General features: G+C 71.4%; 22 protein-coding genes. 10 read left to right on the top strand and 12 right to left on the bottom strand.

What is annotated here, in order from left to right; all coding sequences use genetic code 11:
* Nucleotides 1–134: 134 nt before the first annotated feature.
* Together RBH18_RS29710 and RBH18_RS29705 are read left to right on the top strand one after the other, a co-directional pair.
* Nucleotides 135–1,082 (top strand): SAM-dependent methyltransferase, encoded by a 948-nt coding sequence (locus RBH18_RS29710; protein ID WP_306213763.1) that lies wholly within the window; start codon nucleotides 135–137, stop codon nucleotides 1,080–1,082.
* 23 nt (nucleotides 1,083–1,105) lie between these two features.
* Nucleotides 1,106–2,230, top strand: a complete 1,125-nt coding sequence (locus tag RBH18_RS29705) for an NADH-quinone oxidoreductase subunit D (RefSeq protein WP_372339007.1) — start codon at nucleotides 1,106–1,108, stop codon at nucleotides 2,228–2,230.
* Nucleotides 2,231–2,423: 193 nt separating this feature from the next.
* Here RBH18_RS29705 and RBH18_RS29700 read toward each other — a convergent pair whose 3' ends face one another.
* The 4 genes from RBH18_RS29700 to RBH18_RS29685 all read right to left on the bottom strand — a co-directional run bounded on the left by RBH18_RS29700 (nucleotide 2,424) and on the right by RBH18_RS29685 (nucleotide 7,406).
* Nucleotides 2,424–4,640 carry a hypothetical protein gene (locus RBH18_RS29700; RefSeq protein WP_306213752.1) on the bottom strand — a complete coding sequence of 739 codons (2,217 nt, stop codon included), beginning with the start codon at nucleotides 4,638–4,640 and terminating at the stop codon, nucleotides 2,424–2,426.
* Nucleotides 4,641–4,860: 220 nt separating this feature from the next.
* Nucleotides 4,861–5,847: a glycine betaine ABC transporter substrate-binding protein gene (locus RBH18_RS29695; RefSeq protein WP_306213751.1), complete on the bottom strand. Its 987-nt coding sequence runs from the start codon at nucleotides 5,845–5,847 to the stop codon at nucleotides 4,861–4,863.
* Between the two features lie 123 nt (nucleotides 5,848–5,970).
* Complete coding sequence (locus tag RBH18_RS29690; RefSeq protein ID WP_372339009.1) at nucleotides 5,971–6,708, bottom strand: ABC transporter permease; 738 nt, start codon at nucleotides 6,706–6,708, stop codon at nucleotides 5,971–5,973.
* Nucleotides 6,684–7,406: an ABC transporter permease gene (locus RBH18_RS29685; protein ID WP_306213749.1), complete on the bottom strand. Its 723-nt coding sequence runs from the start codon at nucleotides 7,404–7,406 to the stop codon at nucleotides 6,684–6,686. Before RBH18_RS29685 ends, RBH18_RS29690 begins: the two co-directional genes overlap by 25 nt.
* Nucleotides 7,407–7,408: 2 nt before the next feature.
* Between RBH18_RS29685 and RBH18_RS29680 the strand changes: the two genes are divergently transcribed.
* Nucleotides 7,409–8,398 carry an ABC transporter ATP-binding protein gene (locus RBH18_RS29680; protein ID WP_306213748.1) on the top strand — a complete coding sequence of 330 codons (990 nt, stop codon included), beginning with the start codon at nucleotides 7,409–7,411 and terminating at the stop codon, nucleotides 8,396–8,398.
* Between the two features lie 79 nt (nucleotides 8,399–8,477).
* Here the strand turns inward: RBH18_RS29680 and RBH18_RS29675 are convergent, their stop codons facing one another.
* The 7 genes from RBH18_RS29675 to folP form a co-directional block, all read right to left on the bottom strand.
* On the bottom strand, nucleotides 8,478–8,969 hold the full coding sequence (locus RBH18_RS29675) for a hypothetical protein (protein WP_306213747.1): 492 nt from the start codon (nucleotides 8,967–8,969) through the stop codon (nucleotides 8,478–8,480).
* Nucleotides 8,970–9,022: 53 nt separating this feature from the next.
* Nucleotides 9,023–9,304, bottom strand: a complete 282-nt coding sequence (locus RBH18_RS29670; protein WP_306213746.1) for a hypothetical protein — start codon at nucleotides 9,302–9,304, stop codon at nucleotides 9,023–9,025.
* A gap of 18 nt (nucleotides 9,305–9,322) precedes the next feature.
* The gene (locus tag RBH18_RS29665) at nucleotides 9,323–10,552 is read right to left on the bottom strand and encodes an ABC transporter permease (protein ID WP_306213745.1); all 1,230 of its coding nucleotides are present in this window, start codon (nucleotides 10,550–10,552) and stop codon (nucleotides 9,323–9,325) included.
* A 319-nt stretch (nucleotides 10,553–10,871) separates the two neighbouring features.
* Complete coding sequence (locus RBH18_RS29660) at nucleotides 10,872–11,387, bottom strand: DUF3180 domain-containing protein (protein WP_372339006.1); 516 nt, start codon at nucleotides 11,385–11,387, stop codon at nucleotides 10,872–10,874.
* On the bottom strand, nucleotides 11,384–11,908 hold the full coding sequence (gene folK, locus RBH18_RS29655; RefSeq protein ID WP_306213744.1) for a 2-amino-4-hydroxy-6-hydroxymethyldihydropteridine diphosphokinase: 525 nt from the start codon (nucleotides 11,906–11,908) through the stop codon (nucleotides 11,384–11,386). The genes RBH18_RS29660 and folK overlap by 4 nt, the downstream gene beginning before the upstream one ends.
* Entirely contained in the window at nucleotides 11,905–12,264 is a 360-nt protein-coding gene (folB, locus tag RBH18_RS29650; RefSeq protein WP_306213743.1) for a dihydroneopterin aldolase, read from the bottom strand. The genes folK and folB overlap by 4 nt, the downstream gene beginning before the upstream one ends.
* Nucleotides 12,261–13,133 (bottom strand): dihydropteroate synthase, encoded by an 873-nt coding sequence (gene folP, locus RBH18_RS29645; RefSeq protein WP_306213761.1) that lies wholly within the window; start codon nucleotides 13,131–13,133, stop codon nucleotides 12,261–12,263. The genes folB and folP overlap by 4 nt, the downstream gene beginning before the upstream one ends.
* A 329-nt stretch (nucleotides 13,134–13,462) precedes the next feature.
* Here folP and RBH18_RS29640 point away from each other — a divergent pair, with 329 nt between their 5' ends.
* The 7 genes from RBH18_RS29640 to RBH18_RS29610 all read left to right on the top strand — a co-directional run bounded on the left by RBH18_RS29640 (nucleotide 13,463) and on the right by RBH18_RS29610 (nucleotide 22,169).
* On the top strand, nucleotides 13,463–13,762 hold the full coding sequence (locus tag RBH18_RS29640; RefSeq protein WP_306213742.1) for a hypothetical protein: 300 nt from the start codon (nucleotides 13,463–13,465) through the stop codon (nucleotides 13,760–13,762).
* A gap of 13 nt (nucleotides 13,763–13,775) precedes the next feature.
* The gene (locus RBH18_RS29635) at nucleotides 13,776–14,138 is read left to right on the top strand and encodes a hypothetical protein (protein ID WP_306213741.1); all 363 of its coding nucleotides are present in this window, start codon (nucleotides 13,776–13,778) and stop codon (nucleotides 14,136–14,138) included.
* An 871-nt stretch (nucleotides 14,139–15,009) separates the two neighbouring features.
* Nucleotides 15,010–17,910, top strand: a complete 2,901-nt coding sequence (locus RBH18_RS29630) for an ATP-binding protein (RefSeq protein WP_456237640.1) — start codon at nucleotides 15,010–15,012, stop codon at nucleotides 17,908–17,910.
* A 1-nt stretch (nucleotide 17,911) separates the two neighbouring features.
* Complete coding sequence (locus RBH18_RS29625) at nucleotides 17,912–19,870, top strand: MFS transporter (RefSeq protein ID WP_306213739.1); 1,959 nt, start codon at nucleotides 17,912–17,914, stop codon at nucleotides 19,868–19,870.
* A 3-nt stretch (nucleotides 19,871–19,873) separates the two neighbouring features.
* On the top strand, nucleotides 19,874–20,428 hold the full coding sequence (locus tag RBH18_RS29620; protein ID WP_306213738.1) for a hypothetical protein: 555 nt from the start codon (nucleotides 19,874–19,876) through the stop codon (nucleotides 20,426–20,428).
* Entirely contained in the window at nucleotides 20,425–21,564 is a 1,140-nt protein-coding gene (locus RBH18_RS29615; RefSeq protein WP_306213737.1) for a M23 family metallopeptidase, read from the top strand. Before RBH18_RS29620 ends, RBH18_RS29615 begins: the two co-directional genes overlap by 4 nt.
* Entirely contained in the window at nucleotides 21,561–22,169 is a 609-nt protein-coding gene (locus tag RBH18_RS29610; RefSeq protein WP_306213736.1) for a hypothetical protein, read from the top strand. Before RBH18_RS29615 ends, RBH18_RS29610 begins: the two co-directional genes overlap by 4 nt.
* Nucleotide 22,170: 1 nt before the next feature.
* Here RBH18_RS29610 and RBH18_RS29605 read toward each other — a convergent pair whose 3' ends face one another.
* Nucleotides 22,171–22,818, bottom strand: coding sequence for an Rv0361 family membrane protein (locus RBH18_RS29605; RefSeq protein WP_306213735.1), 648 nt, complete (start codon nucleotides 22,816–22,818; stop codon nucleotides 22,171–22,173).
* Nucleotides 22,819–23,068 lie beyond the last annotated feature (250 nt).

The raw sequence follows: 23,068 nt of genomic DNA, 5'->3' as shown, positions 1-23,068 counted from the left end.
GTCAGATCCAGTCCTCGCGAAGGGGTACCGGTCGATCGCCAGTATGCGCCGCCGTAACACGCACGTGACAAGTACGTGTGGGGAACCGCACCCCCTAGATTGGCGAGGTGGAAAAGCTGGGGTGGGCCGCGGCGATGGAGACTGCTCTGTACGGCCCCGGGGGCTTCTTCACCACGAGCGGCCCGGCCGATCACTTCCGGACCAGCGTGCACGCCTCGCCGCTGTTCGCGGGCGCGCTGCTCCGGCTGGTGGAGGCCGTGGACGCCGCGCTGGGCCGTCCGGCGGTACTCCAGGTCGTGGATGTGGGCGCGGGGCGAGGTGAGCTGCTCGCGGCACTGCATGCTTCGACCACCGATCCGCGTGTCCGCTTCGTCGGCGTCGAGGTGGCGCCACGGCCTGCCGGGCTGCCCGCGGAGATCGACTGGCAGCGACACCTGCCATCGGCCGTCGACGGGCTGCTGATCGCCACGGAATGGCTGGACAATGTGCCACTCGACATCGCCGAGATGGATGACGACGGGCGGATCCGGCAGGTACTCGTCGACCGGACCGGGGTCGAGACGCTCGGCGGGGACATTGATCCGGCCGATCGGCTGTGGCTGTCGCAGTGGTGGCCGCACGCGCGCCCGGGTGACCGCGTCGAGCTCGGCCGGCCCCGGGACCGCGCCTGGGCGGACGCCGTCGCCACGGTGCGCCGGGGCGCCGCGCTCGCCATCGACTACGGGCACGTGCGGGAGGACCGGCCGGCGCTCGGGACGCTCACGGGGTTCCGGGACGGCCGGCAGGTGACGCCTGTTCCGGACGGCTCGTGCGATCTGACGGCGCATGTGGCGGTGGACTCGGTCGCGGCGGCGGGCGGGGTGGCGTACAGGATGGTCAGTCAGCGGGCCGCGCTGCGAGCGCTCGGGGTCGACGGCGGCCGGCCACTGCTCTCCCTGGCCGCGACGGACCCGGCGGGCTATCTGCGCGCGCTGGGCGCGGCGGGCGCGGCGGCGGAGCTGACCGATCCGGACGGGCTGGGCGGGCACTGGTGGTTGCTGCACGAGATCGGCATCGAGGTGCATGGGACGATCGGGGCGTGACTGGCGTGGGTGACGTTCGCGAGATGACGGTCGGGACCGGTGCCGGGCTCGACACCGCCGACATGGTGCTCAACATCGGGCCGCAGCACCCGTCGACCCACGGCGTGCTGCGCCTCAAGCTGACCCTCGACGGCGAGCGCGTGACCGCCTGCGAGCCGATCATCGGCTACATGCACCGGGGAGCGGAGAAGCTCTTCGAGGTACGCGACTACCGGCAGATCCTCGTCCTGGCGAACCGGCACGACTGGCTGTCCGCTTTCTCCAACGAGCTCGGCGTGGCGCTGGCCGTCGAGCGGCTCATGGGCATCGAGGTCCCCGAACGGGCGACCTGGCTCCGGATGGCGCTGGCCGAGCTGAACAGGGTGCTCAACCACCTGATGTTCCTCGGCTCCTACCCGCTGGAGATCGGGGCGATCACCCCGATGTTCTACGCGTTCCGCGAGCGGGAGACGCTGCAGGCGGTCATGGAGGAGGTGTCCGGCGGGCGCATCCACTACATGTTCAACCGGGTCGGCGGGCTCAAGGAGGAGGTGCCGGCCGGCTGGACCGGCCGGGCCCGGGCCGCGATCGCCGAGGTACGCCGGCGGATGCCCGACCTGGATCGGATCATCCGGACAAACGACATCTTCCTGGCGCGTACGGTCGGCGTGGGTGTGCTGACCGCCGAGCAGGCCGCCGCGTACGGCGCCTCAGGTCCCGTGGCGCGGGCCAGCGGTCTGGACATGGACCTGCGGCGCGACGAGCCCTACCTTGCGTACGACGAGCTGGAGGTGCCCGTCGTCACCCGCGCCACGGGCGACTGCCACGCCCGCTTCGAGGTGCTGCTGGACCAGGTCTACGCGTCGCTGGACCTCGCCGAGCAGTGCCTCGACCGCGTCGCCCGGCTCGGCGGCCCGGTCAACGTCCGGCTGCCCAAGGTCGTCAAGGCGCCCGAGGGGCACACGTACGCGTGGACCGAGAACCCGCTCGGCATCAACGGCTACTACCTGGTGTCCCGCGGCGAGAAGACGCCGTGGCGCCTGAAGCTCCGCACGGCGTCCTACGCCAACGTGCAGGCGCTGGCGACACTGATCCCCGGCTGCCTGGTGCCCGACCTGATCGCCATCCTGGGCTCGATGTTCTTCGTGGTCGGCGACATCGACAAGTAGGACCGCGCCCGGCGCCCGTTCCCGTGGCGGCCATCTTTCCCGGCCGCCGTTCCATCAGTAGCCGTCTTCACCAGCGGCTGCTTCCACCGACGGCTACTTCCGCCAGCGGCTGCTTCCGCCCACGGCCGTTCCCTCGGCGGCGCTTCACGGGTGGCCGTCTCTGTCAGCAGCCCGTCTTCACTCGCGGCTGCATTCACCAGCGGCGCGGCGCTCCCGTGCCGGCGTCCTCGTAGCTGCCGTGCCCCGCCGCGGCGTAGCCGTCGCCCGCGTACCCGTCGCCCGCGTAGCCGTCGTCGTACTGCGGCTCGTCGTAACCGGGCTGGTCGTATCGGGGCTGCCCATAGACACCGTCCCCCGAGCCGGCACCACCGAAGTCCTGGCGCCCCGGACCGTCGAAACCGCCCCCGTCGAACTGGCCGCCGCCGTCGAAGCCGTGGCCGCCGCTGTAGCCGTTGCCGTCGAAGTCACCTGCCGCGTCGAAGCTGGCCGCCTCGTTCTCGTTGAAGTCGCCCGCCGCGTTGAAGTCAACCGCCGCGTCGAAGCCGTCGCCGGGCTCGACGGGCCGCCCATAGGTCGCCGGGCGGACGGAAGCCCGCGCAGCAGCAGGAGCGGCACCCACCGAGGCGCGCGCGGAAACCGGAGCCGCGCCCACGGAGGCCCGGGCCGCGGAAACCGGAGCGGCGCCTACGGAGGCCCGGGCCACGGCGGCTGAACCGTTCGCGTTCCCGGGAGGCGCCACGGAGGCACGGGCCGCCGGGGCCACGTCGTCGCCGGCGCCGCGGTCGTAGCCGTAGCCGGTAGCGCCGTACTCGTAACGGCCGGCGGAGACGAAGTCGCTGCTGTCGTAGTTGTCGCCGGTCGCCGCGTGGCTGGCGTAGCCACTTCCGCCCTGGGCGGCGCTGCCTCGATAGCCGCTGCCGCTCGCCTGGCTCGTGCCGCCGCCGTAGGTGTTGCCGCGAGGCTTGCGGGTGTCGCTCACGAAGCCACTGTCGTTCGAGTAGTCGCCGTCGTGCCCGTAGCCGCTGTCCCCCGCATAGGCGCCTTCAGCCGCGTAACCGCTTTCGGACGCGTAGCCGCTGGTGTAGCTGCCCTCGCCCGCATAGCCGGCATCGCTCGCGTAGGTGCCGTCCTGCACGTGGCGGGTGTCGCTGACGTAGCCGCTGTCGTGCTCGTCGGTCGTCGAATAGCGGTGGGCGCGGCGCCCGTCGGCCCGGGACTCGCGGGCGGAGGCGGGGCGCAGCTCGTCGAACTCGCTGGGGTGCGGCTGGTCGAAGGCTCCCGAGCCGGGCTCCCAGGCGGATTCCGGCGCCGGCTCCTCATAGGCGCCGAACAGCGGGTCAGCGTCGCGGGCGAGGTCGGTGCTCGTGTCCGGGGCAGCGTGGCGGCGGGCGGCTCGGGGCTCGGCGGACACCGGGGACGGGCCCGTGCCGCGCTGGCGGGGCGCGCGGGCTTGGGCGGGGCCTGCGCCGCGCTGGCGAGGGGCGTAAGAGACGGGGGCAGCGCCGGCCGGTGACACGGAAGCCGAGGCCGACGCGCCGGACGCGGGCGGCACGGACGCCGAAGCCACCGCGGCCGACGCGACAGGAGCCGAGACCCGCGCCGAGCCGGCGGGCCGGGGCACGGAAGCACTGACCGGACGAGCGGCGGAAGCACTGACCGGACGCGCCGCGGAAGCACTGACCGGACGAGCGGCGGAAGCACTGACCGGACGCGCCGCGGAAGCACTGACCGGACGAGCGGCAGAAGCGCTCACAGGACGGACGGCGGAGACGCTGGCGGTGGCACGAGGCGCCGACACGCTCGCTGCGGCGCGCGGGGCGGGGTAGTCCGCGCCCGGCTGGTGAGCCGGGAAGTCGCCGTGCGGGCCGGGCTCGTCCGGATAGTCGCCGCGCAGGTCCGAGAAGTCCGCGTGCTCGTCCGGCGCGTCGGCGTGCGGGTAGCCGGCGTCGTACTCATCCGCTCCGACCGGTCCCGGGACAGCATCGGGACCGATCGGTGCGGACACACTCGCCGTACCCCTCGGCGCGGACACACTTCCCGTGGGGACGGGGGCTGAAACACCGGCCGGGTCGCGGAGGCGGTCGATCTCCTCCTCGAGGACCTGGACGCGGTGGCCGGTGGCGCGGGCCGCGGCGGCGATCTCGTCGCGGAGGTTGCCGCGCAGGGTGTCGACCTCGGCCGCGACGCGGTCCTCGACGGCGAGGTCGGCGAGGACGGGGTCGTGCCGGATGAGCAGGGCGGCGCCGAGCAGGACGATGCAGATCGCGACCAGCAGCACCGACAGGCGGACGGCCACGGAGGTGTCGGCCACCAGGACGAGCAGGACCGCCACCGGGGCCAGCCCGAGGCCGGCCCAGATCAGCATCCTGAGGAGGCGGCTGCTGTGCTTCACCTCGGCCTGGTCGGACATGGGGCCAGATGCTACCGAGAGTGCTCGCGTCCCGAAACGGGGCAAAGGGCCATCGAGCGTGCCCGGATCGTCCCGTGGCGGGCGTTCCAGCAGCTAGTAGCGGTGTCGCGCGAGGCGAAACCCGTGCGGAAATTCTCGCTTCGCACTATCCGCAACCTTCGCGGGGGTGAACCCGGCCACCCTCCGCAAGATCATCGGACCGGCCACCCGCGAGCGCGGATCAGCCCGCCGCAAGCGCACCGTCAGAGCTGAGGACCAGGCCGACGCTGATCGTGCCCTGCTTGAGCGCGGTCTTGGTGAGCGGGCCGCCGGCGTCCAGGGAGCTGAACTTGCCGGCCTGGAAGTCGTACGTCTCCACCAGGCCCTGCTGGCACTTCGGCCGCTGCGGGCACTCGGGCGGCCCGCCGAGCACGGTCGCGGCGCCGGAGCACGTGGCGGCGAGGTCGGACAGGGTGGTCACGCCGTACTTGGTGGCGAACGCCCGGGTGGTCGCGAAGGCGTTCTGGTCCTGGGCCGGGGACGGGGTGCCGAAGACGAGCCCGACCTTCTCGCCGAGCCCGGTGAGGGCGGTCATCGTGGTCTGCAGGTCGGCCGAGGACGGGTCCTTGGCGTCCTTGTCGACCTTGCCCTGCAGGAAGGTCGCGAGCGTCGCGGCGTACTCCGGGACGACGTCGATGTCGCCCTTCTCCAGCGCCGGCTCGTAGAGCTCACGGTTGCCGATCTGCTGAACCTTGACCGTGTAGCCCGCCGCCGTCAGCGCGATGCTGTAGAGCTCGCCGAGCGTGGCGTTCTCGCTGAAGTTCGCCGCGCCGACGGTGATGGCGCCGCCGGGGCCCCTCTCGATGCCGGCGGTCAGGTTGTTCGCGGTGGCGAAGTCGGCCGCGGCGGCCCTGGACGACTTGCGGTCGATGTCGACGGCCTTGTTGAGCTCGACGAGCTTGGCGGTGTCGAGCGCCGCGGAGACCTTGTCGAGCGCCGCGATCAGCTGCGGTGACGACGCCTTCTTGTTGATAGCCGGGACGACGTTGTCCGTGTTCTGCAGCTTCTTGTCGTCGGTGAGCACGACCAGCTCGTCACCCGCGACCGGGGCGCAGCCGGCGCCCGTGGCGGAGCTGGGCGGTGCCGTGGTGCCGGAGGAGCCGGACTCCCCGCAGCCGACCAGGACGGCGAGGAGAGTGCCGGCCGGCACGAGCAGGTGTCGACGCATGACTGCCGCCTTCTGTGTCCCGGCGCGCCCGCAGGAGGCCGCGCCGCGTGTCCGACGGCCGGTCGAGGGCCATCCACCCCGTTCCTAGCCCGGCGATCCGGGCGGTTTGCGCCATTCGGGCGGCTACGTTGCGAATTTGTTACGCAGCCGCCGGCCACGACGGGCGCCGCGCAGGGCTCTGGGGGTGACGACGCGTTGCAGCAGCGCGAGCAGCCCCTCCACCAGCAGCGCGAGCACCGCGACCGCGATGCCGCCCGCGACGATCTGACCGCCGCCGCCGTTGCTCATGCCAATGCCGAAGCCGGCCGAGATGATCTCGCCGAGCCCGCCCCCGTTCACGAAGGCCGCCAGCGCCGCGGTCGCCACCACCTGCACCGCGGCAGTACGCAACCCCGCCGCGAGATAGGGCACCGACAGCGGCAGCTCCACCCGGCGCAGCAGCTGGCCGCCGGACAGACCCATGCCCCGCGCCGCCTCCCGGGTCTCGGGGTCGATCTGGCGCAGTCCCGTGTACGAGTTGGCGAGCAGCGGCGGCACCGCGAACACGGCCAGCGCGACCACGACAGGCGGCTTGCCGAAGCCGAGCGGCGTGAGCGGCAGGATGGTCAGCAGGGCGAGCGTGGGCAGCGCCAGCGTGAGGTTGGCGAGCGTGACGACGGCCCCGCCCCCGCGGCCGCGGTGCCCGAGCCAGATGCCCAGCGGCCAGCCGACCAGGCAGCCCAGCAGCACCGCCCACAGGCTGATGACCAGGTGCTCCTCGAGCCGGTCGAGCAGGCCGCCGGGGTTGGTCCAGTTCAGCGGATCGTTGAGCCAGACAAAGCCCTCGTGGAAGGAGCTCACGCCCGCCGCCCCCGGGCCCAGGGCGTGACCAGCCGGCCGGTTCCCGCGATCAGCAGGTCGAGCACCAGCGCCAGCGCCACGCACAGGATCGCGCCGGTCATGATCTCGGCCTTGTAGAAGTTGTTCCGGAAGCCGCCCAGGATCAGGTCCCCGAGTCCGCCCTGACCGATCAGCGAGCCGACGGTGACCAGCGCGACGGTGGACACCGTCGCAAGGCGCAACCCGGTGAGTACGCCCGGCAGCGCGAGCGGCAGCTCGATGCGCAGCAGCCGGCCGAAGCGGCCGTAGCCCATGCCCGCCGCCGCGTCCCGGACCTCGGCGGGCACCTGGGTGAGCCCGGCCAGGATGGTGCGCACGAGCACGAGCAGGGCGTACAGCACGAGGGCGATCAGCACCGACGTGTCGCGGGTGGTGCCCACCGCCGGGGCGACCAGGGCGAGCAGGGCCAGCGAGGGAATGGTGTAGAGGACGCCGGAGAGCGCGAGGATCGGCCCGGCCAGCGGACGCCACCAATAGGCGCCGATCGCGAGCGGCAGGGCGACGATCAGCGCGAAAATCACCGCACGGGCGGTGAGACCCGCGTGGAACTGCAGCGCGGTCAGGATCTCGTCGGCATTGTCATGGGCATAGCGCCAGGAGAACCACGGATTCCCCGGCCCGTCGTCAGCGGGGGCAGCCAGGGGCCACGCCGGCCCCGGCACCCTCGACAGAAAGGACATACGTGGACGCTACCGGCCCCAACGGCACCGCTGCCGCCATCACCCTGGAAAACCTGGGCAAGGTCTACCCCGACGGTACGGTCGCGGTCGGCGACATCAGCCTGCGGGTGCGCGCGGGTGAGCTCGTCGTCCTCATCGGCCCCTCCGGCTGCGGCAAGTCCACCATCCTGCGCATGCTCAACCGCCTCATCGAGCCCTCGAAGGGCCGCATCCTCCTCGACGGCGAAGATGTCACCGAGCGCGACCCGGTCGAGTTGCGCCGGCACATCGGCTACGTGATCCAGAACGTCGGCCTCTTCCCGCACCAGAGCATCCGCACCAACATCGGCACGGTGCCCCGGCTGCTCGGCTGGGACCGCAAGCGCACCCGGGCCCGCGCCGACGAGCTGCTCGACCTGGTCGGCCTGGACCCGGCGAAGTACGGCGGCCGCTACCCGCACGAACTCTCCGGTGGCCAGCGGCAGCGCGTGGGCGTGGCGCGGGCGCTCGCGGCGGACCCGCTCGTGCTGCTGATGGACGAGCCGTTCTCCGCGGTGGACCCGATCGTGCGGGCCCGGCTGCAGGAAGAGTTCCTTCGGTTGCAGGCCGCGGTGCGCAAGACGGTCGTGCTGGTCACGCACGACATCGACGAGGCGGTCCGGCTGGGCGACCGCATCGCGGTGCTGGGCGAGGGCGGGCTGCTGAGACAGTACGCCGCCCCGGCCGAGCTGCTCGGCAACCCGGCCTCGGCGGCAGTCAGCGAGTTCGTCGGCCGGGACCGAGGGGTCCGGCGGCTGGCCGTGACGCCGGTGCGGGAGGTGATGCGCCCGATCGGCCGGATCGAGGAGATCGAGCGGTTGCCGACCGTGGGGGTGGGCGACACGCTCTATGACGCGCTGTCGGCGATGCTCACGAGCGACGCGCTCAACGTGGTCGTGACCGACGGCGGCAAGGCGGTGGGCAGCGTGTCGCGGTCGGCGCTGTTCGACGTGCCGGCGGCCCGGGTCTCGTGACCCGGGCCGCCGGTGACTGTCAGCGGGTGCCGCCCCTGACAGTTAACCGGTGCCGCGGCGCCTGGACAGCGTGCGACGATCAGCGGGTGCCTCGGCGGCCGCCCAGGGTGGCGAGGCCGACGATCCAGCCGACGAAGAGGCCGTAGGTCGAGCCGGCGCCCGCGGCGGTGAACGCGCCGAGCAGCGACGGGTTGGCCAGGAAGAGCGTGGTCAGGAGCGCGGCGAGGCTGCCCGCGAAGACGTACGAGCCCCAGCCGGCGAAGAACTGGCTGAGCGTGCCGCGGGCCCGGGCCAGCTGGGAGCCGGGCAGCAGGTAGAGGAAGAGGGCCGTCAGGACCACCACGAGGATGGCCTTGAGATCGGCGACCAGGATCGACCGGAACGAGTCGTCCGAGTCGAAGCGCCAGCGCGGCCAGGACAGCAGCTGCAGCCACCAGCCCAGGGCCGTGTCCGACCGGGTGTTGTCCGCGGCCCAGTCGGCGTACCAGGGGCTGCCGAAGACCAGGACCAGTATCAGCGCGGTCAGGGTTCCCGCCCCGACCGCGGACTTGTAACGATTGGTGAGAGCCATGGGCCGCTAGATTCCCAGGCAGCCCTCAGCTTCAAACGACGTTCGTATATGCCCTACTTCTGCAGATAATCGATGAAAGCTGCCCGCAGGAGCGGTTCCTGCTCGCCGTAGCTGTGCCCGGTCAGCTCCCGCCAGAGCGCCACGGCCTCGTCGACCGTCGGGCCGACCGAGTTCGGGGCGCCGTCGAGCGAGGCGGCCTCGTCCGAGTCGGGCAGGTGCTTGAACACCGACCAGAAGAAGGCCAGGTCACGCTTCTCCCGCGCCTTCGCGAAGGCGCGCTCGCGCAGCTCCTCGGTGGGCAGGGCGTCCAGCTCGGCGAAGGTCGCGTCGGTCATGAGCCCAGCATATGTTTCCTAGCGACCGCTGCCCCACGGGCCCAGATCCCAGCGCTCCTGCTGCGGCGCCGGGGCGGGCATCTCCGGGGACCACGTCACGCCGGAGGTGGGGGCGGCGTTCCAGTCCTGGTCGGGGTCGGAGGGCTGCGGCGGCCGGCCGTACGTCTCGACGAGCCGGGTGACCAGGAGACCGATGCCGATCAGGACCCCCGCGACGGCGAACAGGGCGATGTCGAAGTTGCGCCGGTCGGCGTAGTCGAGGAACAGCACCACCCCGGTGACCGCGAGGAGGGTGCCGAAGATGCCGCCGCGGCGCCCGTACGCGCTCGTGCCCGCCAGCAGCGCGGTGCCGAACGCGAGCCCGGTCCACTCGAGGCCGGTGCCGGGCACGACCGGCACGTCGGGGGTGCGGGCCGTCAACAGGATGCCCGCGCCGACCGCGAAGACCGACGAGACGATCAGGGCGCCGGCGATCGGCAGCACGGCCAGCCCGCCGCGCCGGTCCGCCGGGTCGCTGACCGGGCGCATCCGGCCGACCAGCCGCCGGATCGGGGCGACCGTGCCGAGCGCGCCGGCGAACACGGCCAGCAGCGCGAAGCCGCCGAAGAGCCAGAAGGCATGGGCCGAGGGATCGTAGGTGCCCTGAACCGCGACCGGGGCGGTGCGCAGCTGGTCGTAGACGATCACGCCGCAGGCGGCACCGAGCGTGGCCGCCCACCCCGGGATGTGCAGCATCAGGACGAACACCGCGACGATCAGGCCGCCGGCTGCCGCGATGATCAGCGCCGGGACCGCGGCGGCGGCCAGGCCCTGGTCGCCGTTGTCCGCGTAGTGCAGCGAGGCCGCAAGGGCGATCGGGCCGAGCGCCAGGTTGGGCACCCCGGCGCGCAGGGTGAGCCCGGCACCCAGCGCGAGCAGCCCGACGGCGGCGCCCGTGATGAGCAGGCCGTCGAGAGCCGGGCGGCGCACGGCGGCGGCATCCTGGTTGTAGAGCAGGAACGCGATCGCGGCGACCGCCAGCAGCAGCACGATCTCCCAGCCGATGTGGACCCCGAGCCGGTCCCGGCCGTCCCAGGCGGGCAGGCGGCCGGTGTCGAACGGCTCAGTGATCCGGGTGCCGGCCGTGTCGGTCAGGTCCGCCCGCCGGTGCCGATGCTCGGTGGAGGCGACGCCGGCCCGGTACGCAGCCGGACCGCTGGGCACCTCGTCGTCGGTGTTGCGACGATATGCGGTCTCGTCGTAGGCCATGTCGTCACCTCCTCGCCGCGGCCCAGCATACGGTTGCGAGGGAAGCTCGGTTCAAGTCTTGTGACCCGCCGCCCCGGCGATCTTCCCGCCGGCGTTGCTCCACGACCGGCCGGCCCGGCCATGTTCTGCACAACCGGCCTGCCCGGCGGCGTTATTACGACCGGCCGGCGCGGCGGCGTCGCTCCGACCGAACGGCCTGCCGCCGCGGCGGTGGGGATGGTCGCTACAAGCGGCCGGCCCGGCGATCGGGGTCGCTACGAGCGGCCGGCGCGGCAGTCGGGATCGCTACGAGCGGCCGGCCCGGCGGTCGGGGTCGTCGCTAGGAGCGGCCGGCGCGGCGGTCGGGGTCGTCGCGTTGGTCGGGCTGCTTGGGGACGCGGCAGGCGCGCTCGAGCCACAGCGCCGCGCCGACCAGCGCGAGCGCCGAGACCACGCCGCCGATCGCGGCCGGCAGGTCCGCGTCGGCCGCCACCGTCTTCTGCAGGAGCAGGTAGGCCAGCATGCCGATCGAATATCCGGCGTAGAGCGCGCCGGCGAGCGAGGAGGCCTTGGCGAGCACGACGTAGCGGGCGACCGCGAGCGGGTTGATCCGTCCGGCGCCGGGCTTGTGCTGGATGCGCGCGCTGGTGTTCTGGGCGAGCAGGGCCTCGGCCACCGCCAGCGCCGCGAACACGAAGGTCGGGGCCCAGGGCACCTCGACGTTGGTGTCGTAATAGAAGAGGCTGAGCAGGAGCACCGCCACCGCCGCGGCGGCGAGCCCGGCGACGACCAGCACCGAGAGGCTGGTCGGCCGCATCGACGGGTCGGGAGCGGCGCCACCGGGGTTGTTGCTCACCCTTGTGACTCTAGCGGCAGATCGGGGCGCGGGGTCATCGCGGCCGCGTCGGCGCTCAGGGGCGCGCCCAAGAGGGTGGCGATGGGCCCGTGACCAGGCAGAACGGCGCCGGGATCGCGATCGGCCCAGGGCCTCAGGACGAAGGCCCGCAGGTGCGCGCGCGGATGCGGCAGGGTCAGCTCGGGGTCGTCGCTCAGCACCGGCTCGCCGTCGTCCGCCCAGACGGCGATCACGTCGACGTCCAGCGTGCGCGGCCCGAACCGCCGCTGCGGGTCGCGCACCCGCTCCGCCGCCTGCTCCAGCGCCCGCGCGCGGTCGAGCCAGGTCCGTGCGGCCGCCGCCGGGTCGTGGGCGAGGAGGACCGCGTTCAGGTACGCCGGCTGGTCCGCATCGCCCCACGGCGGCGTCTCGTAGACCCCGGAGACCCATGCCGTCCACCGCCCGAGGCCCGCGACCGCCGCCCGGAGGTGGGCGATGCGGTCCCCGAGATTGCTGCCCAGGGAGAGCAGTGCCCGGCTCATCGGGATCTCCGGATGGTGACGGCCACGTCGGCGAACTCGTGGGGGATCGGGGCCTGCGGCTTGTGCACGGTGACCGTCGCGGCGGTCACCCGGGCGTCAGCCAGGCAGACGGCGGCCAGCCGGTCGGCGAGGGTCTCGATCAGGTTGACCGGCTCGCCCGCCACCACCTCGGCGAGCCGCCCGGCCAGTTCCCCGTAATGAACTGTGTCGGTCACGTCGTCGGTCTCGGCGGCCCGGGCCAGGTCGAGCTCGAGATCCACGTCGACCACGAACTCCTGCCCGTCGCGGCGCTCGAAGTCGAAGACGCCGTGGTGGCCGCGGACGCGCAGACCGCGCAGCTGGATCCGGTCGCTCATCTGTGTCCCCCCTGCAGCCGCGGGCTCCCGGTCGCCCGCCACACGGCGATGGCGTCGACGGTTCCCCGCACATCATGAACACGCACGCCCCACGCGCCGGCCGCCACGGCGAGAACTGACGTGGCGATCGTGGCCGCCTCGCGCTCCTCCACCGGGCGCGGCTCGCCGTCCGGACCCGCGAGCAGGCGGCCCAGGTACGTCTTCCGCGACGCGGCGAACAGCACGGGGTAGCCGAGAGTGACCAACTCGCCGAGGTGGGCGCTCAGGGCCCAGTTGTGCTCGGCCCGCTTGGCGAAGCCGAGCCCGGGATCGAGGACCAACCGGCCCGGATCGACGCCGGCCGCCACCGCCTCGTCGACGCGGGCGAGAAGTTCGGTGCGCACTTCGGACACGACGTCGCGGTAAGTGGCCAGCTCCGTCATGCGCCGCGAGTGCCCGCGCCAGTGCATGAGAATCCACGGGCAGCCGGCCTCCGCGACCACCGCCGCCATGCCCGGGTCGGCGAGGCCGCCGGACACGTCGTTGACCACGGCAGCGCCGGCATCGAGGGCCGCGGCGGCCACGGCGGCCCGGGTGGTGTCGATGCTGACCGGCACTCCGGCCGAGGTCAGCTCCTTGATCACGGGCAGGACGCGGGCGGCCTCGGTGGCGGCGTCCACCCGGTCGGCGCCCGGACGGGTGGATTCTCCGCCGATGTCCACGACGTCGGCGCCCGCCTCCCGCAGCGCCACCCCGTGCGCGACGGCGGCCTCCAGCCCGGCGTAGCGCCCGCCGTCGGAGAAGGAATCCGGAGTCACGTTGAGGATGCCCATCACGACCGGGTGATCCCGGCGCCCGGGCAGGCCGGGGCTGACCTGCGGAGTCGCCATGTCGGCGGTCGGATCGCTCACCGGACCGACGCTACCGGGCGGCGCTGATTCGAACATCAGTACGATGACTGGTGACTCATATTCAATCACGCCTGTACCTTGGGTAACGAATCAGGCAGCTTGTAGGGAGGAAGTACGGGCCGTACTCTTCGGAGCTAGGCATCATTATTGAACCGAAGAGAGCAGAGCGGTCGTGTGGAGGACAGCAGTGCCCTTACGGTCTCACTCGACGTGATGAGCGGGAAGTAGCACCATATGGGCGTCGCCGTCAGGCTTCACTACTGCAGCGTGCCCGGCGCCCTCACGCCGGTCACCCGGGAGGTTTACCGATGATCGCCACCGAGATCGCCGCTCAGGTCGCCGCGGCAGTGCAGCACGGCGCCCTCCTCGCGGCACCCGACCAGCCCAAGGGGATCAACACCGAGGGCGTCGTCACCTTCTTCGCCAGCAACATCGCCCCGATCCTGCTCGCCGTGCTCGGCGTCATCTTCATCGGCCGGGCCAGCCGGGGCGAGATCTCCAAGGTGCTGACCAGCTCCGCGATCGCCATCGTGGGCCTGGCCTTCATCGCCGGCGCCGCGACGTTGTTCTTCGTCGGCGACTTCCTCATCGACGTCCTGTTCAACTGAGGTCCGACGTCCCATGCGCCTGCGCACCGACGACGACATCTACCGGGCCCGCCTGGTCTATCTGGGCCCGCCCGGATACACCCTGCCCATGCACCTGCCGTACGCGCAGTACGGGATGTTCGTCGTGCTGGTCCCGCTGTTCGTCTTCATCCACTACCTCTTCACGTGGGAGTTCGACGCGTTTCCCGCCTGGGAGATCGCGCTCGCCATGGTGACGACGTCCTACGTCTTCCGCCACGTGGACCCCGACCGACCGGCCCGGATGGTCATCCGCACGGCCCTCACCGACTGGCGGCGCACCCGGGAGCCCGCGGTCGAGCAGCGGGACCCTCGCCTCGTCGCCACACGCATCCGGGTCCGGGAGGAGTTGGTATGACCAGCATCGCCTCCTTCGCCGCACGCCGCTTCCCGGCCGCGCGGTCCCCCCTCGCCGCAGGCCACGTCCCGGCTGCGCACCTCACCCCCGCCGCAGGCCACGTCCCGGCTGCGCACCCCGCCCCTGCCGCAGGCCGCCAGCCGGCCGTGCGCCCCTCTCTTGCAGCGTGCCAATCTTCTGCCGCGCGCCCGAACGGGGTTCTCGCATGACCGCTTCCCCACCGCCCGGGCACTCCCGCGCGGACATGTCTCGCCAGGGCAGGCAGGGTAACCCTCCGCGCTCGAACGACTACTCTCCGGAGGATGTCGCCGAGCAGGTGGCCGGGCCCGAGCACGGCGCCGTCGCCGTGTTCCAGAGCCCGCAGCCGGTCCGCCCACGCGTCGCCGGCACCCCGCAGCCGGTCGACCCGCTGGACATCGACTCGCCGTTCCTCGACCTGTTCGGCGGACCGCCCCCGCAGGCCACGCCGCCCGCCGAGGAGCAGACGCCGCTGCCGCCCGACGACCCCGACGCCGATTTCGACTTCGGTTTCGACTTCGAGGGCGAGGACGCGCGCCGGTCGGTCTCCCCGGCTGCCCCTCCGTCGGCGGCTCCTTCCTCTCCGGCTCCGCGTTCCGTCTCGCCCGCAGCCCCCTCCTCTCCGGCGCCTGTCTCGGCAGCGCCTGTGTCCGGTGCGTCTGTATCCGGTGCGCCTGTGTCTGCGGCTCCGGCTTCCGGTGCGCCTGTTTCCGCGGCCCCGGCTTCCGGTGCGCCTGTTTCCGCGGCCCCGGCTTCCGGGGTGCCGGTTTCTGCGACTCCGGCTTCCGGTGCACCTGTTTCCGCGGCCCCGGCTTCCAGGGTTCCGACATCCGGGGTGCCGGCTGATGCGCCTGTGTCGCCCTACACGCGGGCGCCGATCGGGCCGGAGGCCGACTTCTATGACGGGCCGGCGGCTCCGGACACCCGGATCACCGAGCCGATCCCGGCGCGCCCGGCCCCGGCGGCGGACGCCGTCACGGCTCCCGGGGTGTACGCGGTCAACGGCTCGGGGGCGTACCCCACGGTGGAGCGGGAACCGGCCGCCCGGCCGGAGCCGCACACCGAGCTGGCACCGCTCCCGGAGAAGGCGCCCGCCCGCCGCCGCGAGAAGGCTCCCAAGCGCAAGAAGGACCGCGCCGACGTGCCCGCCACGCGCGCGCCGAAGGACGTCAAGCCGGCGCCGCTGCGCCCCAACAAGATCAAGTTCAGCGACCGCGACCCGGCCCTCGAATTGGCCATCAGCGAGATCGCCGGGCACCTGACCTTCACGCAGAGCACGGTCACGGCCTGGTACTCGCTGCCCGAGGTGCGCTGGGCCTTCCGCCCCGACGCCGAGCGCGAGGCCCTGCTGTCGGCCATCTCCGAGCAGTACGCGGGCCTGGCCGGCTTCCGGCTGCACCTGCGCCGCACCAACCGGCCGTTCCCCGCCGACGAGTGGGCCCGCACGGTCGACTCGTTCACGGCCCGCCCGCTGCCCGACGTCGCCGGCGCCACCTCGTGGAGCGACCACCTCGTCGCCGCCCAGCGCCACCTGCTGTCCGTGAACCACGCGGAGGGCCAGACGTACCTGGGGGTGACGTTTGCCCGGCGCTCGCTGGGCGACACGTTCGCCGAGCGGGTCCTGAGGGTCTTCGGCAAGGGCACGTCGGACGGCGAGAGGCGCAAGCTCGGCCGTACGGTCGAACAGTTCGACGAAGTCCTCAATGCATTCGGCATGCGTGGCCGCCGGGTCACGCCCCAGGAGCTCGAGTGGCTGCTGTTCCGCTCGGTCGCCCTGTGCATGGCCCCGCCCGGACCCCTGTCGCCCGTCTCGCACGGCCACTGGGAGGCCGGCGACCTGCTGGCGCTGACCGAGCAGGTGGAGCGCTACCGGACGCCGTACGGGTCGACGGTCAAGCTCGTCAACCGCATGACCGGCGAGGAAAGGCACGTCGCCGTCCTCTCCGTCGGCCGCATGGAGCCGCTGGAGATCCCCGAGAAGCACGAGCCGTGGATGCACTTCCACGAGCGCCTGCCGTGGCCGATGGAGCTCTCCTCCCGCATCGACATCCTCGGCTCGACGAGCTCCTTCAAGAACCTCGAGCACCGGCTGCGAATGATCCGCTCCCAGCAGCTCGACTACGCGGAGCACGGCATCGACGCCCCGCCGGAGCTCGAGCGCCTCGCCAAGCGAGCACTGGTCATCGGCGACGAGATGACCACGGGACTGCCGGTCGAGTCCGCCCGTGCGCACGGGTGGCACCGCATCGCGGTCGGCGGGCGTACCCGGGAGGAATGCCTCGAACGAGCCCGGCGGCTGATCCAGCTCTACTCCCGCGAGCTGCGCATCTCCCTCCAGCACCCGAAGAACCAGGACCAGCTGGCCCGCGAGTTCATCCCGGGCGAGCCCATCGCCAACACCGGCTACGTACGCCGCATGCCGGTCAAGCTCCTCGCCGCGGCACTCCCCCAGGCCGCGTCCACGGTGGGCGACCGGCGCGGCGACCTGATCGGGCGTACGGCGGGCACCTGCCGGCGGCCCGTCTTCCTCGACCTGCACTTCCCCATGGAGGTCCGCGAGCGCTCCGGCCTCGGCGTCTTCGTCGCCGAGCCCGGCGGTGGCAAGTCGACCCTCATGGGCGCGCTCGGCTACCTCAACGCCCGCCGCGGCGTCCAGGTCACGCTCCTCGACCCCTCGGGGCCGCTCGCCCGGCTCTGCTCGATGCCGGAGCTGCGCCCCTACTCCCGGGTGCTCAACCTGACCGGCTCCGAGCAGGGCACCCTGGCGCCGTACGCGCTGATCCCCACCCCGGTGCGCACCGAGTTCGCGACCGGACCGGCCGGCGACCGGGAGTACGAGATCGCCGTCTCCAACGCCCGCGCCGAGCGCCGCATGCTCGTCCAGGACATCTGCTCGATGCTCGTCCCGCCCCAGGTCGCCAAGGAGGCGTCGACGGCCACGTTGCTGCGGCACGCCGTACGCCAGGTGCCGGCGGAGGAGACCTCGACCCTCGACGACGTCGTCGCCACGCTCCAGGGCCTGGACGACGACGAGGGCAAGGAGCTGGCCAACCTCCTCCTCGACACCGCCGAGATGCCGCTGGCCCTGCTCTTCTTCGGCCGCCCGCCCGAGCACCTCCTCGGCGCCGACTCGGCCCTGACGGTCATCACCATGGCCGGCCTGCGCCTCCCCGACCTGAAAATCGAACGAGAGTACTGGTCGGCCGAGGAATCCCTGGCCCTCCCGATGCTCCACACGGCCCACCGCCTCGCCGTCCGCCGCTGCTACGGCGGCTCGATGTCCTCCCGCAAGATGGTCGGCCTGGACGAGGCTCACTTCATGGAGGGCTGGCGCTCCGGCCGCTCCTTCCTGGTCCGCCTCGCCCGAGACTCCCGCAAATGGAACCTCGCCGCCCTGGTCGCCTCGCAGAACCCGCGAGACATCCTCGGCCTCGACGTCCAGAACCTCGTCTCCACGGTCTTCGTCGGCCGCATCGCCGAGGACCAGGAAATCGCCTCCGAAGCGCTTCGCCTGCTGCGAGTGCCGGTCCACGACGGCTACGAGGCCACCCTGGCATCGCTGTCGCAGGCCGACACCTCCTCCTCGGCCCGCCTCGGCTTCCGCGAATTCGTGATGCGCGACGTGGACGGCCGGGTGCAAAAGGTCCGCGTCGACGTCTCGTACGTCGACGGGCTCCTCGAGCACCTCGACACCACCCCGGGCGCCAGAACCGCACCGCCGGCCGTACCCACCCTGTCCGACCTGGAGGTCTGAAATGCTCCGCCGGGCTTGCGCAATGGTCATCACGATGGCGGTCGCGCTGGTGGCCAGCCTGGCCTGGGCGGTGACCGCCCCCAGCCCAGCAGCGGCCGCCCCCGCCCGGGTCCCCGGCGGCGCATGCAGCACGGAGGAATGGAAGCAGGACTTCAAGTCCTGCGTGTCACGGTTGACCGGCGATATCGGTGGCACGGCAAAGTGTCTTGACCCGCCGGCCGCAGCAGCGCCGGATTCTGGAGTGGCGGGTTGGTTCGCCGAACGCCCAGCCTCTGCCACCCAACAGGGTCCACAAGGCATATATAGCAAGTACGGGTATGGCGGGTATAACTACATAACGTATGACCAGAACGGCGGATGCTTCTCAACATTCATCGCTCCCGAGAACAAATTCGAAGTAACCGTAGCCAACGGCGAATTTATGATTGCCACAGCCATCATCGGCGCTTCGAACGCACTGCGGGAAAGGGCATGGAATCCCCAATCGATGTGGGGATGGGCCGATCCGCTGGTATCGCAGGCGACTAAAGCGGTATACGAAAAGGTCTTCAGCGTTTTCGGCGTCATCACACTAGCCGTTGTGGGCTTGTATCTCATTTGGCGGTCGCAACAGGCTGACATGGGGGCAGCCACCACCACTGCAGGCTGGGCGATCATGATCATGATTGCAGTAACCGCAATCGCGGCATGGCCCGTCAAATCAGCCAATATCGCCGACCAAAGCCTGGTCACCACCCTCGGTGTTGTGCACGATGCAGTCGGCCCACGACCCGCGACCGGCGAAACAACAGAGTGCAAGCTGGGAGACCCGGAAGCGTGTAAGGACAACCGGCCTCCTGCTGTGCGAGCAAGCGACACTGTCACCGAGACGATGTTGTACCGGAACTGGCTTCGCGGGCTTCTCGGTTCGGCCGACAGCGTTACTGCACAGAAGTACGGAAGAGCCCTCTACGACGCTCGATCATTGACGTGGAGCGAGTCCGAGCGAATTCGGCAGAACCCGGCAACTCGCGACGCGGTACTGAACGCCAAGGCCACTCAGTGGAAGAGAGTCGCGAGCCTGGTGGAAACCGAGGACCCCGCGGCATACGCCTATCTCAAGGGCGACAACGGGATGGACAGCATCGGCTCGGGACTCATCGCCATGCTTGCGGCGGTAATGTTTGCCATGTTCGATCTGACGGCCTCACTGCTCGTCCTTCTCGGGTTCTTGCTGTTCCGATGGGCGGTCATCGCAGCACCCATTCTGGGCACCGTCGGCTTGATGCGTCCCGCGAGCTCGGGCATCCGGCGGCTCGGGAACGCGGTTGTCGCGGCCATTTTCAACATCGCGATCTTCGGGACCGGGGCAGCGATCTATCTCTTCGCCGTTGACCTGATCATGAATACCGCGAGCCTGCCCGGCTGGCTCCAGGTCGTGCTCGTCTGGCTCTGTGGCGTGGTCGGCTGGCTGCTGCTGCGGCCCTACCGGCGGATCACCCAGCTCGGCGGCAAGGACAGCACCGCCGCCATCACTTCGGCGGGTTCCTGGCATCGGCGGTTCTTCCGGGACATGCGGGAGGCGGCGAAGCTTGAGGTGGCCGAGGGCGGCGGGACGAATGAGCCGCGGATCGGCAAGGGCCGGACCGTGTACGTCGAGCAGACGAACCTTCGCCCCGAGGCTCGGCTCGAGGATCCGGCGCATGCGGCGGGTTCACGTACCGAGGTCACCGCCGGGGCCGGGGGGCGCGGTGCGGTGCTGGCCACGCGGCCGGACGGAGCCGAGTCGGTGCGGGATGAGGCGCCTGTCGGGGACACGCGGGCCGCTCCGGCGAAGGCGGCGAGCCGGCAGCGGCGGCCTGCGGGCTGGACCGAGCCGGATGTCGCCGAGGCGCCCGCGTCGTACGCCATCTATCGGCCGGAGACCGGCAGCACCACCCGGGAGCCGGCTCAGCCCCGGATCCGTACCGAGGCGCGGTGACCCGTGGCACCCCGGATCCTGGAACGCGGCCTCACCGGCCTCTTCCGCTCCCGGTGGGGGGTGGCGGTCGTGATTGTGCTGCTGGTGCTGGCGGTGGTCGGGATCGGCCGGCTGCTGTCCGACGGTGACGACAGCGGGCAGCTGCTCGACCCGGTGACTCCGGACGCCACGGTCAGTGTCGATCCGAGCAAGGACAACGACAGCGTGGTGCAGAACGACGAGCCCCCGAAGCCGGCGAAGACCAGTCCCGGGACGGCGGCGCCCGAGGCGGTCGCGTACGCCTTCGCTTCGGCCTGGGTGGACCACAACGACGTGTCCGCCGAGAAGTGGCACGACGGCATCGTGCCGAACGCGACCGAGGACCTGGCCGACGAGCTCGACGGCGTCGACCCCGACGGCATTCCGGCCGATCGGATCGTGGGGCGCCCTGAGCTCGTACCTGTGGGGGATGGCATCACCGACGCGGTGGTGACCACCGATTCCGGCACGCTGACCCTGCGGCTGGTGGCTCCCGACGGGCGCTGGCTCGTCGACGGCATCGACTGGAAACGCTCATGACGCGCTGGCGGCCCCGGCGGATCGCGTTGCTGGTCGCCCTGGTGGCGACGCTCGCCCTGCTCTGCTGCGGCGGCAGCGTGAGCGCGCTGCTGCTGGGCGGCTTCGACAACGCCGACGACGAGGTGTCGACGCTGAGCGGCGGGTGCGGCGCCGGCGGGCCGATCGACCCCAACGGCAAACTTCCCAAGGTACGGGCGTACGGCCCGGATCAGATCAAGAACGCCGCGATCATCATCAACGTCGGCGCCGAGCTCAAGATGCCGCCGCGCGCGTGGACCATCGCGGTGGCGACCGCCATGCAGGAGTCCACACTCCGGAACCTGGGCGATCTCGGGGCGGCGAACGACCACGACTCGCTGGGACTGTTCCAGCAGCGGGAGAGCCAGGGCTGGGGCGAGCCGGACCAGCTCATGGATCCCGAGTACGCGGCCACCAAGTTCTACAAGAAGCTCAAGACGGTCAAGGGCTGGGAGCGGCTGCCGCTGACCCGGGCGGCGCAGAAGGTTCAGGTCAGCGCCTATCCGGACGCGTACGCCGACGACGAACTGACCGCGACCCAGATCGTCAACGCCCTCGCCGACGGTGCGGCCAACGCGGCAGGCGACTCGACGTCGATGGTGTGCGCCTCGGCGGCCGACATCGCGGCGTCCGGCTGGACGAATCCGCTGCCCGTGGCGGGGCTCGACGTGCACAAGTGGACGGTAGGCTCGGGGTTCCGTACCGCTGACCGTCCCACCCACCAGGGAGTCGACCTCATCGTGGACCGCAACACGCCCATCCGCTCGGTGGCGAGCGGGATCGTGTCGCGGGTCAAGTGTGACGAGACCTTCTCCGGCGTCAAGGACTGTGACCACGACGGCTACCCGGGCAAGGGCGGCTGCGGCTGGATGGTCGAGGTGCAGCACCCTGGCAACATCATGACCCGCTACTGCCACATGGTGCAGCGCCCGTCCGTCAAGGCCGGCCAGAAGGTGGCAGCCGGCGAGACGCTCGGCCTGAGCGGCACGAGCGGCAACTCCTCCGGTCCGCACCTGCACTTCGAGGTCCACCTGAACAACGACCGCTCCAGCGCCAGCGCCGTCGACCCGGTGCAGTTCATGGCCCAGCGCGGATCGCCGCTGGGTGGCTCCCAGTGACCGGCGGAGCCTTGCCCGACCCGTTCGCCGGCCACTCCGACTGGGCGCCCGACCCCCCGCGCCCCATCGCCCCGACCCCCGCGGTCATGGGCGGTCAGCTCCGCGGCCGCCGCGTCCTCATCGGCCTGCCCGGCCACGGCTGGCGCTCCGACCTGCGCGCGGACGAAAAGGTGGTGCAGGGCAGCCGGACGTACGTGCCGGTGATCCCGGAAGCCGAGTGGTACCGCGCCGAGGCGGAGCAGACGGAGGTCTTCGCCCCACTGGTCCCGGTCGAACGCGTCTGGGTCGAAGAACTGGGCATGGTGGGCCTGACCCCGGACAAGCCCGCCGACCTCATGTCCCGCCTGGTCTCCCTCGACGAACCACCCCGCCGCAACCCGGTGGCCGCCCTCGACGCCGACCGCCTCACCGGCCGCCGGGTCATCCACCTCCTCGAAGACGGCGGCGAACGCCGAGACCTCCGAGCCGTCACCGAACTCCACACCAGCGACACCGGCGACATCTGCGCCCGAGTCACCACCGAACTCGACTGGTACCGCTGGTCCTGGAGCGGCAAACCCCCCAGAACCCTGGAAGTCCCAGTCCACTTATTGTGGGTGGAGTAAATCACTTGGGCTGTTCGGCGCCGCCGCAGACACGCCATCCGTTTTCGTCGACGACATTGAAGCGCCATGGCCTCGTGACTTGTTCGCTGTCGTCGGCAAGTGTGCGCGTAAGATCTACGTCCACTGTTCCGGTGGAACCCTGTGTCGCTACTACCAGGCCTTCCCAGACCACCTGAATACTGATAGAAAAACGACTTTCGCGCGCACTGATGTCATCGCGGAATGCGGCAATCTTGGAAAGATCCAAACCGGATCCGCAGGTGTAGAGCGACGCCTCTTTATCATCTCGGTTCACGAGATATGCGCGCAGGAAATTGTCGACGACGGCGTCGGGGTTGGTGCGCTCGATTTTTGTTGCTTCGTCGTAGAAGGAGATGAAGACGCCGACGCCGCCTAGGCAGAGGATTGCCAGGATGCCGCCGACCATTGCCAGGATCAGGCGGGTTCGGCGTTTTTTGGGTTCGCTGGGCGTGCTTGCCGGGGGAGCGGCCACGGCGGGCGGCGCAACGGTGGGAGGCTGCTGCGGGCTGGGGGGAGGCAGCGGTCCGCCGGGTTGGATCGGCACGTAGCCACCGGTCTCGGGGGTTGGCACCCCGGAGGCGGTGGGGTGAGGGATGGGCGGCCGGTCGCCGGGATCGGTGGGCTGCACGTCTTCGAGACTAGTGCGTTCTGCAGTGGACCGGCCATGGCCTCCACGCCAGGCGGCCTGGGTGTGCAGCCGCTGACACCGGCATCCGACCGCCGAAGCCAGCGAACGGCGGCCAAAGAACCGCCGAAGCCAACGAACGGCAGCCGAAGACGGCACAGGGGCGCCGAGGACGGCGCACGCGGCCAACGACCGCACAGGGGCGGCGGATGGGTGGGGCGGGGCGGTGGGCGATCTTCTCGGCGCGTGCGGG

It is taken from the genome of Actinoplanes oryzae, assembly GCF_030757795.1.
GTDB lineage: Bacteria > Actinomycetota > Actinomycetes > Mycobacteriales > Micromonosporaceae > Actinoplanes.
This window is presented reverse-complemented; position numbering and strand designations above follow the sequence as displayed.

Bases quoted from the DNA above. Each gene is read 5' to 3' on its own strand.
- folB (WP_306213743.1), bottom strand. From the start codon at position 12,264: ATGAGCGACCGGATCCAGCTGCGCGGTCTGCGCGTCCGCGGCCACCAC.
- RBH18_RS29665 (WP_306213745.1), bottom strand. From the start codon at position 10,552: ATGGCCTACGACGAGACCGCATATCGTCGCAACACCGACGACGAGGTG.
- RBH18_RS29675 (WP_306213747.1), bottom strand. From the start codon at position 8,969: ATGGCTCTCACCAATCGTTACAAGTCCGCGGTCGGGGCGGGAACCCTG.
- RBH18_RS29710 (WP_306213763.1), top strand. From the start codon at position 135: ATGGAGACTGCTCTGTACGGCCCCGGGGGCTTCTTCACCACGAGCGGC.
- RBH18_RS29670 (WP_306213746.1), bottom strand. From the start codon at position 9,304: ATGACCGACGCGACCTTCGCCGAGCTGGACGCCCTGCCCACCGAGGAG.
- RBH18_RS29705 (WP_372339007.1), top strand. From the start codon at position 1,106: ATGACGGTCGGGACCGGTGCCGGGCTCGACACCGCCGACATGGTGCTC.
- RBH18_RS29695 (WP_306213751.1), bottom strand. From the start codon at position 5,847: ATGCGTCGACACCTGCTCGTGCCGGCCGGCACTCTCCTCGCCGTCCTG.
- RBH18_RS29635 (WP_306213741.1), top strand. From the start codon at position 13,776: ATGCGCCTGCGCACCGACGACGACATCTACCGGGCCCGCCTGGTCTAT.
- RBH18_RS29640 (WP_306213742.1), top strand. From the start codon at position 13,463: ATGATCGCCACCGAGATCGCCGCTCAGGTCGCCGCGGCAGTGCAGCAC.
- RBH18_RS29700 (WP_306213752.1), bottom strand. From the start codon at position 4,640: ATGTCCGACCAGGCCGAGGTGAAGCACAGCAGCCGCCTCCTCAGGATG.
- folP (WP_306213761.1), bottom strand. From the start codon at position 13,133: ATGGCGACTCCGCAGGTCAGCCCCGGCCTGCCCGGGCGCCGGGATCAC.
- RBH18_RS29625 (WP_306213739.1), top strand. From the start codon at position 17,912: ATGCTCCGCCGGGCTTGCGCAATGGTCATCACGATGGCGGTCGCGCTG.
- RBH18_RS29615 (WP_306213737.1), top strand. From the start codon at position 20,425: ATGACGCGCTGGCGGCCCCGGCGGATCGCGTTGCTGGTCGCCCTGGTG.
- folK (WP_306213744.1), bottom strand. From the start codon at position 11,908: ATGAGCCGGGCACTGCTCTCCCTGGGCAGCAATCTCGGGGACCGCATC.
- RBH18_RS29685 (WP_306213749.1), bottom strand. From the start codon at position 7,406: ATGTCCTTTCTGTCGAGGGTGCCGGGGCCGGCGTGGCCCCTGGCTGCC.